Raw genomic sequence first — 14,177 nt, 5'->3', positions numbered from 1 at the left:
GCACTGGCGGCGCCCACTATGGCGCGTGGCAGGCGCGATAGGAGTCCGTCACCAACGGGGAGTAGTTGCCCAGCGCGTCGCGCACCCGGAGGGTCGGCTGCTCGTCGAAGGTCGCGGGCTGCTCTTCGGAAGGAGGCGTGCAGCCATAGGGGTACCAACCCCCCGTGCCCGGCCCCGTCACCGAGTACTGCCGCCCCGTCTCGTACTCGATGATGTTCCGCCCGAAATAGAAGGTGTAGGGCGCCACGCCCCCTGTCACGTACCCCTCGCACGACGTGAAGACATTCGGCGGGTCACAGACGATGAAGGCCTGCAACGACATGGCATGCACCTGTCCATCCGGGGTGCTGGGGAGGTGGGGTGCCATCTCCGGTGGGGCCGGACTTTCGACGGGCGCGTCACCGCACGAGGCCAGCAACAACCCAAGGGCCACCACCAGGGAACGGCGGCACCCACTGACGAGGTTTCGCATCGAGATGGACTCCAGTCAGGCGCGGCGCGAAAGCGCGCTCGAACGCCCGCGGTCATCATGAAGCCCTCTTCTCACGCCACCAAACAACCGTTGCAATCACGCTGCTGAGTTCAGCGTCGACCAGAATCCCCTTGAGTTCCGGCGCCCCGTGACTGGGGCACTGGCAGGCGCGCCACACCGACACCTCCCTGGGGTCTGCTTCCCCTCCGACCTCGCGGCCTTGGATTCGACCGGGGCGGGTCGACGGACACGGGGTCGAGGGAAGCGGATGAGCGCGTCGGTCATGGTGGGCCAGGCGAGGGCCTGACACACCGGCCCTCGCCAGCGCTCAAGCCGAGGCCGCTTCCGTCGACCGCGCCAGCTCCGCCAGGGTGGCCGAGACACCCTTGAAGCGCAGCTCCCGTCGGAAGTGGACGCAGTCCTTCACGAACCCGGGATGTTCAGCCAGACCCCACCCCTGGAACAGCTCCAGGCCCAGGGGCGCCTTCAAGTCCGTGGCGTGCGCGCGCCTCACCTCGGCCCCCGTCAGGTGCGGCTCCAGGGGAAGGAAGACATGGCCGCGCTCGTCGACTCCCCGCAGGTACTCGCAGAACGCGGCGAGCAGGAACGCGATGCGCCGGGTGTCGCGGCCCTGGCGCAACGCCTCTCGCGCCGTGGGCTGGACGAAGAGGGGGAGCTTGGAGGCACTGTCGCTGGCGATGCGCAGGAGCTGGTCGTTGATGGCGGGGTTGCTGAATCGCTCCAGCACCGTGTCGCCGTAGTCCCGCACGGAGAACCCTCGCGGCGGATGCAGCAACGGCTCCGCATCCTCGCGTAGGAACGCTTGCAGCAAGGACACCAGCGCGGGGTCCTCCATGGCCTGGGCGACGAAGCGGTAGCCCATCAGGAGGCCGGGGAATGCGAGCAGGCTGTGTGAGGCATTCAGCAGCCGCAGCTTGACCTGCTCATAAGGTCCGACGTCGTCGGTGAACTGGACACCCACCCGCTCCAGGGGCGGCCGCCCGGCGCAGAACCTGTCCTCGATGACCCATTGGATGAATGACTCGGAGTACACCGGCAGCGCGTCATCCAGTCCGCTGGCCTCGTTGAGCCGGGCCGCCTCGTGCTCCGTCACGCCGGGGGTGATGCGGTCCACCATGGCGCTGGGAAACGTGACGTGTTCCTCCATCCAGTTCGCGAGCGACGGCACCCGGGCCCGGGCGAATGACAGGAAGGCGTCCCGGGCCACCTCGCCATTCTGACGGAGGTTGTCGCAGCTCAGCACGGTGAACGGCCCCAGGCCCCGCTCACGTCGTCGACGCAGCGCCTCGGTGACGAGCCCGAAGGCGGTGGTCGGCACCTGGCTGTCCAAATCCCTCGCGACGGCGGGCGTCTCCAGCAGGAACTGCCCTGCCTCGTCCAGGTTGTAGCCCCCTTCCGTGAGCGTGAGGGTGACGAGGCGAAGGTCCGGAGCCGCCAGCAGCTCCAGCACGCGCTCGGGGTCCTCGGGTGCATGGAGGTAGCCCACCAGCGAGCCCACCACTCGCACCGTGGGACGGCCCCGCGCGGGAAACTCCGTCAGACTGTAGAGGCCCTGTTGCGTGTGGAGCGCGTCCGCCTTGTGTCGCTCCCGGGCTCCATCCAGGACGCCAATGCCGACGATGCCCCAGCGCTCCTGCCCGGGGAGGGCGAGGCAGCGGTCCAGGTAGAGCGCCTGGTGCGCGCGATGGAACTGGCCCACGCCCAGGTGGGCGATGCCCGGCGTCACCCGGGTGCGGTCATAGGCGGGGCCCTCCACGCCGGCCGGAAGGGACACCAGGGTGCTGTTGCTCAGACGAATCACGAGCCGACCTCCAGGGCGAACCGTCGCGCTTCCACGTCGGTCCAGGGCCGCGCGACCCATGCGTCGCTCGGAGCGCTTCCGCCCACGAAATGGACCGTGACCTCTTGGAGGAGATGCGTGTCCACGTTCCACCAATGAGGCAACGCCCGACCCTCGGCCCAGGGCTCGCGACCTCGGCCGCCGCGAAGCAGGCGTCGACGCGAATCCCCGAACCCGCCCCTTCAAGCGCGATGGCCCGAAACCCCACCCCGTGCCCTCTGGCTCCGTGGTCGACGAGCGCCCTCGGCCATGGTTAGTGGGGCCGCATGATTGTTCGTCCGCGAATGCACTGGCTTCGCATGCTGTTCGTCTGGCGCGGTTCCGTCGTCCCCCGCATCCTGCCTCGGCTGGGCTTCTTCCTGGCGCTCGCCTGCCTGGCGGTGGCCACCGGCCCCCATCCCTTCAACCTGCGGGAAGGCCCCCTGGGCCTGCTCGGCGTCGCGCTGGCCATCTTCCTCGGCTTCCGGAACAGCACCGCGTATGACCGCTTCTGGGAGGCCCGCAAGCTCTGGGGCTCGCTGATGATTGTCTCGCGCTCCTTCATGAGACAGGCCCTCACCCATCCCTCCCCCGCGCTCTCCCTGGAGGAGCGTCGCGAGGTGACGGACCTGCTCCGTGCCCTGGCCGTCTCGCTGAACCACCAACTCCGCGGCACCTCGGTGCCACTCGATGCCCTGGACTCCGGCGTGCGCGAGCGCGTGGTGGCCGCGGAGCACCGCCCCGCGCGGGTGGTCCTCGGCCTGGCCGAGTGGGTCGCCCGCCTGCGCCACCAGGGCCGCCTGGGCGAGGTGCTCGTGACCTCGTTCGACGACAACCTGGACCGACTCTCGGAGGTGCTCGGCGGGTGTGAGCGCATCGCCGGCACGCCCATTCCCTATGTCTACAGCGTGATGCTGCATCGCACGGTGTACCTCTACATCCTGCTGCTGCCCTTCGCGCTGACCGGCAGCCTGGGCTGGTCCACGCCACTCGTCTCCGTCTTCGTCGCCTACACCTTCATCGCGCTCGACACGGTGACGGCGGAGCTGGAAGACCCCTTCGGCACCGAACCCAATGACTTGCCGCTGGACGCCATGACCCGCGCCATCGAGCGCTCGGTGATGGACCTCGCGGGAGAGCCGCTCCCTCCGCCCCTGCTCCCGGACAAGGATTTCGTGCTGACCTGAGCCCTGGCGCGTTTTTCACTGCGAGCCCCCGCAAGACCATATTACGCTCATCATACGTCACCCGGGAGCTACCCCATGCAGCTGAAGAGCGCGGTCCCCTTGAGCACCGAGGCCAGCAGCGAGCGCGGGACGAGCCCCGGGGGAGCGAGCGGCATCCGAGAGGCCCTGCTCAACGCCCCCATCCTCCCGACGCTGCTGAAGCTGGCGGTGCCCACCACGGTGGTGCTGGTGGCGCAGGCGTTCGTCGGGGTGGTGGAGACCTGGTACGTGAGCTTCCTCGGCACCGACGCGCTGGCCGGGGTGTCGCTGGTGTTCCCCATCTTCATGTTGATGACGATGATGTCCAACGGTGGCATCGGCAGCGGAGTGGCCTCCGCGGTCGCCCGCGCGACGGGGGCGAATCGCAAGGAGGACGCGGACGCGCTGGTGTGGCACGCGGTGGTGATGGGGCTCGGGCTGGGACTGGCCTCCACCGTGCTCGCGTGGCTCTTCGGACCGGCGCTCTACCGGGCGCTGGGGGGCGCGGAGGGGGCGCTGGAGGCGGCGGTCCGGTACTCGAACTATCTCTTCGCGGGCGCCATCCCTTTCTGGGTCGTCAACCTGCTCGCGGCGGCGCTGCGCGGCGCGGGCAACGTCAAGCTGCCGGCGACGGTGACGCTGGCGGGCGCGGGCATCCTGGTGGTCATCTCCCCCGTGCTCATCTTCGGAGCCGGGCCGCTGCCCGCGCTGGGCATCGCGGGCGCGGGGCTGGCCATGGTCCTGTTCTATCTGGGGGCCTCGCTCTGGCTCTTGCGGCACCTGGCGTCGGGCCGCACCTCGCTGCGCCTGGCGCCGGTGCGGCTGGAGGCGCGGCTGATTCGAGACATCCTGCGCGTGGGCCTGCCGACGGCGCTGAGCGCGGTGCAGCCCAACCTGACGGTCATCATCGTCACGGGCGCGGTGGGGTTGTTCGGCGTGGAGGCGCTGGCGGGCTACGGAATCGCGGCCCGGCTCGACTACCTGCTCGTGCCGCTGCTCTTCGGCCTGGGCACGGCGGTGTTGACGATGGTCGGCACCAACGCGGGCGCGGGCAATTGGGAGCGCGCCCGGCGCACCGCCTGGGTGGGCGCGTGGCTGGGCTTCGGGGTGGCGGGGTCCATCGGGCTGCTCGCCGCCGTGGCGCCGAATGCGTGGCTGCACTTCTTCAGCAAGGACGCGGCGGTGCTGGCGCCGGGCGTGACGTACCTGCGCATCGTCGCGCCGTTCTACGGCCTGCTGGGGTTGGGCTTCGTGCTGGGGTTCGCGGCCCAGGGCGTGGCGCGCGTCTTCTGGCCCGTGCTCGCGGGCACCGCGCGCATGGTCATCGCGGCGGGCGTGGGCTGGGTCGCCGTCGTGTACTTCGACGCGGGGCTGCCCATGTTGTTCTCGCTCGTCTCCGCGGCGCTCGTGGCGTTCGCCGGCGTGACGGTGGCGGCCACCCTCGCGGGAGCCATCTTCCGCGAAGGGCCGAAGTAGTCCCCCATCCGGAAGCAACGCCGCGAAGGCCGCGGGGCCGGGCTTTACACCCATGCCCGGCCCCAGGCCCCGCGCGTGCGGCCTATGCGCCCACGACCTGCTTCGCCAGCAGGCGCACGAGCGGCACGTCGGAGGTGACGAACGGACGCGCGAGTTCGCGGCCCAGGTCCGGGTGTGCCCGCAGCGCCAGCAGCGCCCAGGCCAGGAGCGCGTACCCGTCATAGCCCGTCCAGTACTTGGAGGAGCGCGCCTCCCACTGCGTCAGCACGCCCGTCACCAGCTCGCGCAGGTTCGCCAGCGCCTCCTCGCGCCGAGCGCCTTCGGTGAGCCCGGCCATCGCGACCTCCAGCATCAACTGACCCGACGCCGCCACCGTCAGGCCGCCCACGTCGCGGAAGAGCCCGGCGATGGTATTCGGGTGCTTCTGCTTGTTCACGTCGATGAAGAACCCCTTCGAGAAGCGGTTGCTCTCGAGCAACGCGAGGGCCTTCTCGCGCGACGCGGGGTCGGCGGTTCCAGCGAGCCGACCGAGCGCGAAGCACGTCGCGGGCGAGCTGGAGAGCTTCCACGGCTTCTCCTCGAAGCGCGCCAGCAGGGGCGCCAGCGCCCGGGTCTCCCCCACCGCGCCCAGCGCGTAACAGACGGCCTCCGAGAAGGAGATGGGCGCCTCCTTGCCCACGGCGTCCACCGTGCGCTCCAGGTAGCGCAGGAGCGTGTCACCGACAGCCGGGTCCCCCAGCTCGCCGAGCGCGAAGACGAGCGCGCCGAGCATCCGGTTGCGCTCCGAATCCCCGTCCTTCAGCGGATACATGCGCAGCACCGCCAGCAGGTGCTTCGTGTTCGCCTTGTCTCCCAGGGCCTGGATGAGCTGGATGAACAGGTGGCGCTTGAGGTGGAAGCGGTCCTCGGCGAACGCCGCGTCACGGACGAGTTCGACGGCGCGAGGCTCGGCCCACGCCGCGAGCACCTCCAGCGCGATGAGGTCCTCGCCACCCTCCCCGTACCGGGCGATGGAGATGAGCAGCGGCGTGGCGCGACGGTCTCCTTCCGCGATGAGCTCCGCGATGACCCCCTCGTCGCGGTAGTTCTCCTCGTCCTTCCACGCAGACATCAGGGCGACGGTGGCCTGCATGGACGGATCCGCCGCATAGGCCTCCTGGATGGCGGCGCCGAGCGCGGGGTCCTTCACGGCCTCCCAGGCGAGCGCGTCGAGCGAACCCTCTCGCGCGGCGCTCGCGACCTTCACCGCCGCCGCCGCGGCCTCCTTCTCCTTCGCCCGCGCACGCCCCTCCTCGTCCCACAGCGCCAGTCCCATCACCCGCTGTCGCAGGGCCTGGACGTCGGAGATGGCGCCCAGCTGCTTGCGGCCCGCGCGAAGCTCCTCCATCAGCGCGACCAGGTCCTTCACCAGGGGGGCATCGCTCAGCCGACACAGCTCCAGTGCCTGAGTGAGCCGCGCCTCGTCGCCAGCGAAGAAGCTCGCCATGCAGAAGTAGAAGGCCGCGGGCGGATACGTCTTGAACCGCTCCGCGCTCGTGGCGAGTCGCTCCTCGGTGAGCGGCGGGTTCATCTCGACGTCGAAGGCTCCGCGCAGCTCCGCGTCGGACGCGCCCACTTCCGTCAGCAACGTCACCAGCCAGCCAGCCCTGAGGTCGTTTTTGTAGGCCGGCTCCTCCTTGGCCACGTAGGGCTTCACTCCCGCCAGGGTCTCCTCGAAGCCCAGCTCTCCGACACACGTGTCCAGCTTCTGACGGGCCTGCTTGAACGTCTCCGCGTCGACCTCGCCCCGCGCATGGGCCCGCACGAGCGCGGCGCGGAAGACCAGGGCGTCGAGGTTCTCGGCCTGCGGCGCCTCGATGCCATCCGTCTCATGGTTGAAGAGATAGATTTGCGCGCGAGCCTTTCCACGCTGGGGCTCACGGGCATACAGCCAGAGGTCACCCGAGGACGTGGCGCCAATCTCGACGAAGCCGCCCGTGAGTTCCTTCCAGAGCGGCCGGTAGCTCTGGGCCGCGACGATGCGCTGCTCCATCAGGTTGCCGGGCGTCGTCCGCGGAGCATCCGAGCCGAGCGTGAGCTCCTCGAGCGGCGGGGGCTCACACTCCGCCAGCGGCTGCAGCAACTGGGTCAAATCCTTGGGCAGGGGTTGCCCCCAGGACGCGAACGCGTCGCTGATGGGCCCCCCTCGCGACCACGGCTTCTTTCCGGCCGAATGCTTTTCAACGAACGACGGCCACTGCGTTCCCAGGAACTTGCCGACCTGGCTCCAGGAGGCCGCCACGGGGGACTCACTCGACGTGGACTTCTTCTTGCTCGCCATGCGCGGCACGCTACCAGCTTGCCCGATACCCCTGGCAGGCTGTTTCAGGCGGGGCGCGCCTCCCATTTTCCAGGGCTCCTGTCCTCTCGCGGCTCACGGGATGACACGCCCGGAACACGGCTGTGACGTGTCTCACGCAGGTGACAACCGGCCTGGCCCGACGGAGGCCCTCTGGTAGCTTGCGTCGCGGCATGGCCTCCCATCGCGACTCGACCTCCCTGGCTCCATCGACGCTCTGGCTCCTCCTCGCCTGGCTCCCATGGCTCACGGGTGCGGCGCCCGCGCCAGCCGACCCGGCGCAGGCCCTGGTGGGCACGTGGGGAAGTGAGCGCGTCCTGGGTCCGGAGGTCCGGGGCGAGCTGACGCTGACGCGCGATGCGCACGCCTGGCGCGCACGCATCGCGGGCTTCGACGTGCCCGCGCGCCTGGAGGGAAACGCGGTCTCCTTCATCCTCCCCGGCGGCCAGGGCGAGCTGCGAGGGACGCTCTCGGACGATGGCCAGCGCATCAGCGGCCACTGGATTCAGCCGCGCGTGCGCACCAGCGGCATGAAGTTCGCCACCCCGGTGGAGCTGCGTGCCCTCCGGGCCAACATCTGGCGGGGCGACGTCGCACCGCTCGAGGACCGCTTCTCCCTGTATCTGGTCATCCAGAAGCAGGCCGACGGCACGCTGAGCGCCTTCATCCGCAATCCGGAGCGAAACTTCGGCAACAGGCTGCTGTTTCGCGTCAGCGTCCAGGACGGCCTCGTCCAGCTCGTCGCGACCCGGGGCACCACGCGCCTCGAAGGGCGCTTCGACGCCCAGGCCCGGCGGCTGTCCCTGTTCTACCCACCGCTGGACGCCACGTTCGACTTCACGCCCCGGGAGCGGGACCAGGCCGTGGGCCTCCATCCGCGCATCCCCGCGACGGGCGCGTACGTGTATGAAAAACCCATCGCGGAGGAGGATGGCTGGACGACGGCTTCGCTCGACGACGTCGGCATGGACGTCCAGCCCCTGCGCGAGCTCGTGCAGCGCATCCTGGACCAGCAGCCCGGCCCCGACGCGGCGCCCGCCATCCAGGGGCTGCTCGTGGCGCGCCATGGGAAGCTGGTGCTCGAGGAGTACTTCCAGGGCTTCGACAAGGAGCGGCCCCATGACCTGCGCTCCGCGTCCAAGACACATGCGCCCCTCTTGATGGGCATCGCCCTGGACCAGGGCGCGCCCTTCACTGTCGACACGCCGGTGGTCTCCCTGTTTCCCGAGTACCGGGGGAAGCTCGCCCACCTGGATGCGCGCAAGCGCAAGCTCACCGTCGAGCATTTGATGACCATGTCGACGGGCCTCGCGTGTGACGACGACGACGAGGCCTCTCCGGGCAACGAGGAGCGCCTCGATGACACGGTGCCCGACTGGTACAAGTACACGCTGGACCTGCCGATGACGCGGGCGCCGGGCGAGAAGGGCGTGTACTGCTCGGCGAACATCAACCTGCTGGGCGGCGTGCTGCGCAAGGCCACGCGGACGTGGATACCGGAGTTCTTCACCCGGTACGTCGCCGAGCCGCTCCAACTGCGCGGCTACCACCTGGACCTCATGCCTTCAGGGGAGCAGTACCTGGGCGGCGGCATCTTCATGCGGCCCCGCGACGCGCTGAAGCTCGGGCAGCTCTACCTGTCGGGCGGCGTGTGGAACGGACGGCGCGTCGTGAGCCAGCGCTGGGTGGAGCGCTCCACGGCGCTCCACGCGACGATGGAGCCCGGCAGGACGTACGGCTATGCGTGGTGGCGCCACGAGCTGCGCGTGGGCGACCGGGTGTATTCGCAGTACGAAGCCAGCGGCAACGGCGGACAGCTGGTGATGGTCGTCCCCGAGCTGGACCTCGTGGTGATGTTCACCGCGGGCAACTACAACCACGTGGCCCTCTGGAGGAAGTTCCGCGAGGAGCTGCTCCCCCAGTTCATCCTCCGCGCGGCGCGGCCCACGTCGCCGAGCCGTAGTCCAGACGGAACGCGTCCGTGAGCCACTCCGCGAGCTGGGCCCGGTGGGCCGCGAGGTCCAGCTGAAGCGACTTCTCGCGCACCCGCTCGCGCACGCGCGTCATCACCTCCCCGCAGTCCCGCTCCTCCACCAGACGCCCGCCTTCGAAGAGCAGCTCCTGGATGCGCTTGCGACTCCAGGCGGGATGCAGTCCGTCCTGGACGGGCACCCCTCGGGTGAAGCCGTCCACCACCAGCAGGCCCCCGGTGAAGGCCACGGGCGCGCGCAAGCGCGTGTAGATGACCCGCTCGTGCGTCTCGCTGACGTAGGCGGGAAGCTGGCCGAACAGCGGCGTGCCCCGGCCCTCCTGGACGGCCTGCTCCTCCTGCGCCGACAGGCCGATGCGCAGCTCCTCCAGTTGGAGCCGCTTTTCCGCGACGCGGTACAGACAGAGGAAGCCTCGCTGGCAGGCCGTCGACATGGCCGCGGGAGTCAGCCCCTGCGTCGATGGCTCGAACAGGCTGGAGCCACGGACCCCCGCGAGCTCGAAGGCGTGCTTGCGGTATTCGACGGTGTCGCGGAGCTGCGCGGTCATGGTGGCGTGCCTTCGCTGAAGAGATTCCCCCACAGCGTACCCCAGACCACCCCCTCACGAGGGGACCGAGTCCCTGTTGTCAGCGAGGTCGGTTGGGTGATTCGTTGCGTCCCCTGTCGCCCGCGCGATGGGGGGAATCATGAACCGTGGCATCCGAGGAAGCTCCGGCGCTTCGAGCTGGGGTCCGTGCGAGCAGCCGAGGGCTTCGCTCGACAGGGCACGGTGCTCGGGGGTCGCAACCACTCCCTGGCCCTGCGCTCGGATGGGACGGTGTGGGCCTGGGGCGACAACACCCAGGGGCAGCTCGGAGTCAGCACGCCGGCCTTCTCACGGACACCGCCCCAGGTGCCGGGCCTCTTCGGCATCACCGCCATCGACGGTGGCGACGGGCACACACTCGCCTTGAAGACAGGAGGCACGGTGTGGAGCTTCGGCGCCAACGACACGGGACAGCTTGGCGATGGAAGCCTGGGGGTCCGGCGGACATCACCCGTGCAGGTGCAGGGGCTCTTCGGGATGGTGTCCATCTCCGCGGGCGCCCAGCACTCCCTCGCCGTGAAGTCGGACGGCGTCGTCTGGGGGTGGGGAGACAACTCCCAGGGCGCGCTCGGCAATGGCATGTCCTCGATTCGGCTCCGGCCCGTTCGCGTCTTCTAGGGTTTGGGGCTCCCCGCGATTCATTCCGGGCGAATGCTGAACCAGCGACAGCGGAACATTGCGTTCGTCCCGGGAACAACGGGTGGCATGTGAGGAATTGAGCCGGCGACGACACTGTGTCCCGGTAACATTTGCATTGGAGTGGGCGCACGGCGCACCGCGCGAGCAGGCGGGCGCCGGGTTCCCTCTCGACATCCCGTCGAGCCTCGCCAGGATGAGGAGACCGCCTCCGATGAGGTGGCCACACATCTGCTTGAGAAAGGATTCGACATGACCTCCCGCTCCATTCCCTTGTTCCTGCTGGGTGCCGCGCTGCTCGGTGGCTGTGGTGGTCCGGAGACGCCGTCCTCCATCGCGGAGGAGGAAGGCGCCCTGGTGCCAGCGGTCCGCACGGAGACAGGTGGCACCGCGGCCGGCGACGTCACGGCCAGCGCGGTCTGCGACGATGTGGCGACGTGGGACCCGGCCTGGGCGGGCTTCGAGGACCAGGTCCTCGCGCTCGTCAACCAGCGCCGGGCCGCGGGCGCGGTCTGTGGCGGGGTGACGCAAGCGCCCGCGCCCGCCCTGACGCACCACGCGAGCCTGCGGTGTGCGGCGCGCAGGCACTCCAAGGACATGGGCACCAACAACTTCATGAGCCACACCGGCTCCAATGGCTCCACGCCGTGGCAGCGCATCACCGCGACGGGCTACACCTACCGGCGCGCCGCGGAGAATGTCGCGGCCGGGTATTCCACGCCGGCGGCGGTGGTCAACGGGTGGATGGCCAGCAGCGGGCACTGCACGAACATCATGAACCCGCTGCTCGTGCACATTGGCATCGGCTACTTCAATGCCCCGAGCAGCACCTACCGGCACTACTGGACCCAGGACTTCGGCACGCCGTGACGCCGAGGGAGCTTCGCCGTGGGCATGGACGCGCCCACGGCGTCTGTCTTGCGCCTCCGGTGCGGGCCACGCGAGTAGCGTCACGCGCTACACCCCGGGCGGTTTCGTGGCGCAAAAGGCCACGAGCCCCTGTCCAAAGTCAGACACACCCCTCCCAAGACCTCCGCGTCAGCCCTGCTAAAACAGACATTTCTCATCAACCGGCATGGGACCTGCTTGGACAGACATTCACGGACGACAACCCCTGTCGACCGTGTCTCCTGCTTCATAAGGAGTTTCCCCATGTCATATCGTTCCGTACGAGGTCTCCTGGATCTCGTCTCGCTCCCCCTGCGTTCCCTTCCGCTGTCCGTGCTCGCGCTCGGGGGCCTGTTGCTGGCTCCGTCGGCGCGGGCCGCCGCCGAGCCTGGTGAAGGAGAGGAAGGCCCGGTCGCGACCATCACCAGCCTGAAGCTGGAGGAAGGAGCCCTGCGGGTGGGCATCCTCTGGTCGGACAAGCAGGCCCTTCCCGAGGGCGCGAAGCTCGTCTCCTATGACGGCAAGGACAGCGCCAATGACAGCGTGGAGGTGAGCCCGCAGCCCGGCAAGGAGTCGGAGGTCAAGCTGGAGAAGGCACTCCTGCGGCCCTGGGAGACTGGCTGGAACCAGCGGCTGGTCCTGGTGGACACCAAGGACCCGAAGGCCGAGCCCCTCGCCACCCTTCCCATCACCGTCAACCTGGACTGCACGGATGGGGACGACAAGTGCACGCTGACGGTGGCGCCCGGCGCGGCGTCCAACTCGGACGTGGTGCATTTGAGCGCGGAGCTGGATGAGGTCATCACCAAGCTCGAGGAGAGCAACCCCGACAAGGAGATTGACCTCATCGAGGCGGTGAAGGCCAACAACCCCCGGCTGCTCGGCGAGGCGCTCGCCTACACCCACGCGATGTCGAAGTACATGCTCAGCGGCCCCTGCACCTGCGTGTGGCAGGCCGTCTACACCCACAGCCCGGCCTTCCTGGGCTATGGCATCAACTTCACGAACGCCTCGGGCACCCTCGCGGGCTGGAACGGGCCGGGCGCCAAGCACTCCCTGGTCGCCATTGGAGGCAACGCGTCAGGCATCGCCACCAGCGTGACAGGCATCAGCCAGGTCAGGCTCAAGCTCAACTGCACGAAGTGGGTCTTCTATTACTACAAGGACATCATCCTCAACTGGCCCTGGGGCAAGGTGATTGTCATTCCCTTCCCCTTCCCTCGCCTCGTCCCCTGCATTTCCAGTTGCACGGCCCGCTTCGACCACCAGGGACGCGTCAGTGGCTCCACGTTCGTCACCTACACGAGCCCCGGCAGCTCCGCCACCGCGAAGGAGCAGGCCGTCTACCGCGTGGATGGCACCCCGTTGCTGACCCCGTCCGCCAGCCAGGGCGGCTCGTTCAATCAAATCAACGGCGCCACGGTCTTCTCCAACATCGGCAGCACGGGCCGGGTCGACTCGTATGGCTACGTGCAGGCGGCGGCGACCTTCCCCTACTTCGCGTCGGCCTCCGTGGCCAACGGCCACTCCATCGCCATCCACGGGTACGCCCGGTGCCCGTACGGCCCCAATGGGCATGCCGCGGTCTGGACCTACGGTACGTCGCAGGGCATCCCGCAGACCAACAGCCTGCGCTCGTCCATCCAGAACTTCTTCCTGCAGTGGGGCATCCTGACCTTGCCGTAGGCAGGAGCCGAGGCTGATGGCGCCCCGGAGGCCGGCCCCTGTCGCGGGTGCCCGGCGTCCGGGGTTCGTCGTTTCAGCCTCGCGGCGTCAGCGTCCCGACGCCTGTGCATCCACGGCGGCCAGTTCCTCCTTGCCGAGCTTCACCTCCGCGCCCGCGAGGTTCTCCTCCAGGTGCTTCACGGACGAGGTGCCCGGAATGGGCAGCATCACCGGCGAGCGGGCCAGCAGCCAGGCGAGGGCAATCTGCGCGGGCGTGGCCTGGTGCTTGCGTGCCACCGCGTCGAGCGCGCCGCCGGGCTTCGCCAGTCCGCCCGTGGCCAGGGGGAACCAGGGAATGAAGCCCAGCTTCTCCCGCTCGCAGTAGTCGAGCACCTTTTCGTGGACGCGGTCCGTGAGGTTGTAGCGGTTCTGCACCGACACCACGTCCACCACCTTGCGCGCCCGCTGGATGTCCTCCACGGAGACCTCCGACAGGCCGATGTGGCGAATCTTCCCTTCCTTCTGGAGGTCCTTCAGCTCCCCGAGCGACTCCTCCACGGGGACCTTCGGGTCGATGCGGTGAAGTTGGTACAGGTCGATGCGCTCCAACTTCAGCCGGCGCAAGGACAGCTCGAGTTCCTGGCGCAGGTACTTCGGCGCGGCCACGGGGTGCCACTCATGGGGGCCCGTGCGCACGAGCCCCGCCTTGGTCGCCACGACGACGCCCTTGGCGTAGGGGTGCAGGGCCTCGGCGATGAGTTCCTCGCTGACGTAGGGGCCGTAGGAGTCGGCGGTGTCGATGAAGTCCACGCCCAGCTCGACGGCGCGGCGCAGGACGCGCACGGCCTCCGCCCTGTCTTCCGGAGGTCCCCAGATGCCGGGGCCGGTGAGCTGCATGGCGCCGTAGCCCAGACGGTGGATGGGCAGGTCTCCGCCCAACTTGAAGGTTCCGCTTTTCTCGACGGGTCGTGACGAGGCTCCGCTCATGGGACGCTTCCTCCTGGACTGAAAGTAGGGTGTCTGGATGACGAGCCACGAGCTCGTCCGCACGGCCCGTCAGCGGGCGTGGAGGCGGGAGCG

Annotated in this window: 11 protein-coding genes; 6 read left to right on the top strand and 5 right to left on the bottom strand. The window is 69.1% G+C overall.

Annotation, left to right across the window (positions count from 1 at the left end; translation table 11 throughout):
• Positions 1 to 16: 16 nt before the first annotated feature.
• Together FJV41_RS02845 and FJV41_RS02840 are read right to left on the bottom strand one after the other, a co-directional pair.
• Complete coding sequence (locus tag FJV41_RS02845; protein ID WP_141640832.1) at positions 17 to 472, bottom strand: hypothetical protein; 456 nt, start codon at positions 470 to 472, stop codon at positions 17 to 19.
• Positions 473 to 800: 328 nt separating this feature from the next.
• Positions 801 to 2,294, bottom strand: coding sequence for a mannitol dehydrogenase family protein (locus FJV41_RS02840; protein WP_220137826.1), 1,494 nt, complete (start codon positions 2,292 to 2,294; stop codon positions 801 to 803).
• 305 nt (positions 2,295 to 2,599) lie between these two features.
• Between FJV41_RS02840 and FJV41_RS02835 the strand changes: the two genes are divergently transcribed.
• Positions 2,600 to 3,499 carry a bestrophin family protein gene (locus tag FJV41_RS02835; RefSeq protein WP_141640830.1) on the top strand — a complete coding sequence of 300 codons (900 nt, stop codon included), beginning with the start codon at positions 2,600 to 2,602 and terminating at the stop codon, positions 3,497 to 3,499.
• Positions 3,500 to 3,574: 75 nt separating this feature from the next.
• Positions 3,575 to 4,993: an MATE family efflux transporter gene (locus tag FJV41_RS02830; RefSeq protein WP_141640829.1), complete on the top strand. Its 1,419-nt coding sequence runs from the start codon at positions 3,575 to 3,577 to the stop codon at positions 4,991 to 4,993.
• An 82-nt stretch (positions 4,994 to 5,075) separates the two neighbouring features.
• On the opposite strand, the gene FJV41_RS02825 is transcribed toward FJV41_RS02830, so the two are convergent.
• Complete coding sequence (locus tag FJV41_RS02825) at positions 5,076 to 7,313, bottom strand: HEAT repeat domain-containing protein (protein ID WP_141640828.1); 2,238 nt, start codon at positions 7,311 to 7,313, stop codon at positions 5,076 to 5,078.
• A 191-nt stretch (positions 7,314 to 7,504) separates the two neighbouring features.
• Between FJV41_RS02825 and FJV41_RS02820 the strand changes: the two genes are divergently transcribed.
• Entirely contained in the window at positions 7,505 to 9,316 is a 1,812-nt protein-coding gene (locus FJV41_RS02820; RefSeq protein ID WP_141640827.1) for a serine hydrolase domain-containing protein, read from the top strand.
• Here FJV41_RS02820 and FJV41_RS52030 read toward each other — a convergent pair.
• Complete coding sequence (locus FJV41_RS52030; protein ID WP_174461137.1) at positions 9,255 to 9,869, bottom strand: hypothetical protein; 615 nt, start codon at positions 9,867 to 9,869, stop codon at positions 9,255 to 9,257. The genes FJV41_RS02820 and FJV41_RS52030 overlap by 62 nt on opposite strands.
• 186 nt (positions 9,870 to 10,055) lie before the next feature.
• Here FJV41_RS52030 and FJV41_RS52025 point away from each other — a divergent pair, with 186 nt between their 5' ends.
• The 3 genes from FJV41_RS52025 (at position 10,056) to FJV41_RS02800 (ending at position 13,118) form a co-directional block, all read left to right on the top strand.
• Positions 10,056 to 10,526 carry an RCC1 domain-containing protein gene (locus tag FJV41_RS52025; protein ID WP_181790355.1) on the top strand — a complete coding sequence of 157 codons (471 nt, stop codon included), beginning with the start codon at positions 10,056 to 10,058 and terminating at the stop codon, positions 10,524 to 10,526.
• Between the two features lie 270 nt (positions 10,527 to 10,796).
• Positions 10,797 to 11,414 (top strand): CAP domain-containing protein, encoded by a 618-nt coding sequence (locus tag FJV41_RS02805; protein WP_141640824.1) that lies wholly within the window; start codon positions 10,797 to 10,799, stop codon positions 11,412 to 11,414.
• Between the two features lie 282 nt (positions 11,415 to 11,696).
• Complete coding sequence (locus FJV41_RS02800; RefSeq protein ID WP_141640823.1) at positions 11,697 to 13,118, top strand: hypothetical protein; 1,422 nt, start codon at positions 11,697 to 11,699, stop codon at positions 13,116 to 13,118.
• An 87-nt stretch (positions 13,119 to 13,205) separates the two neighbouring features.
• On the opposite strand, the gene FJV41_RS02795 is transcribed toward FJV41_RS02800, so the two are convergent.
• Complete coding sequence (locus FJV41_RS02795; protein ID WP_141640822.1) at positions 13,206 to 14,084, bottom strand: aldo/keto reductase; 879 nt, start codon at positions 14,082 to 14,084, stop codon at positions 13,206 to 13,208.
• Between the last annotated feature and the right edge of the window lie 93 nt (positions 14,085 to 14,177).

Origin of the sequence: Myxococcus llanfairpwllgwyngyllgogerychwyrndrobwllllantysiliogogogochensis (assembly GCF_006636215.1) — a bacterium.
Classification (GTDB): domain Bacteria; phylum Myxococcota; class Myxococcia; order Myxococcales; family Myxococcaceae; genus Myxococcus; species Myxococcus llanfairpwllgwyngyllgogerychwyrndrobwllllantysiliogogogochensis.
This window is presented reverse-complemented; position numbering and strand designations above follow the sequence as displayed.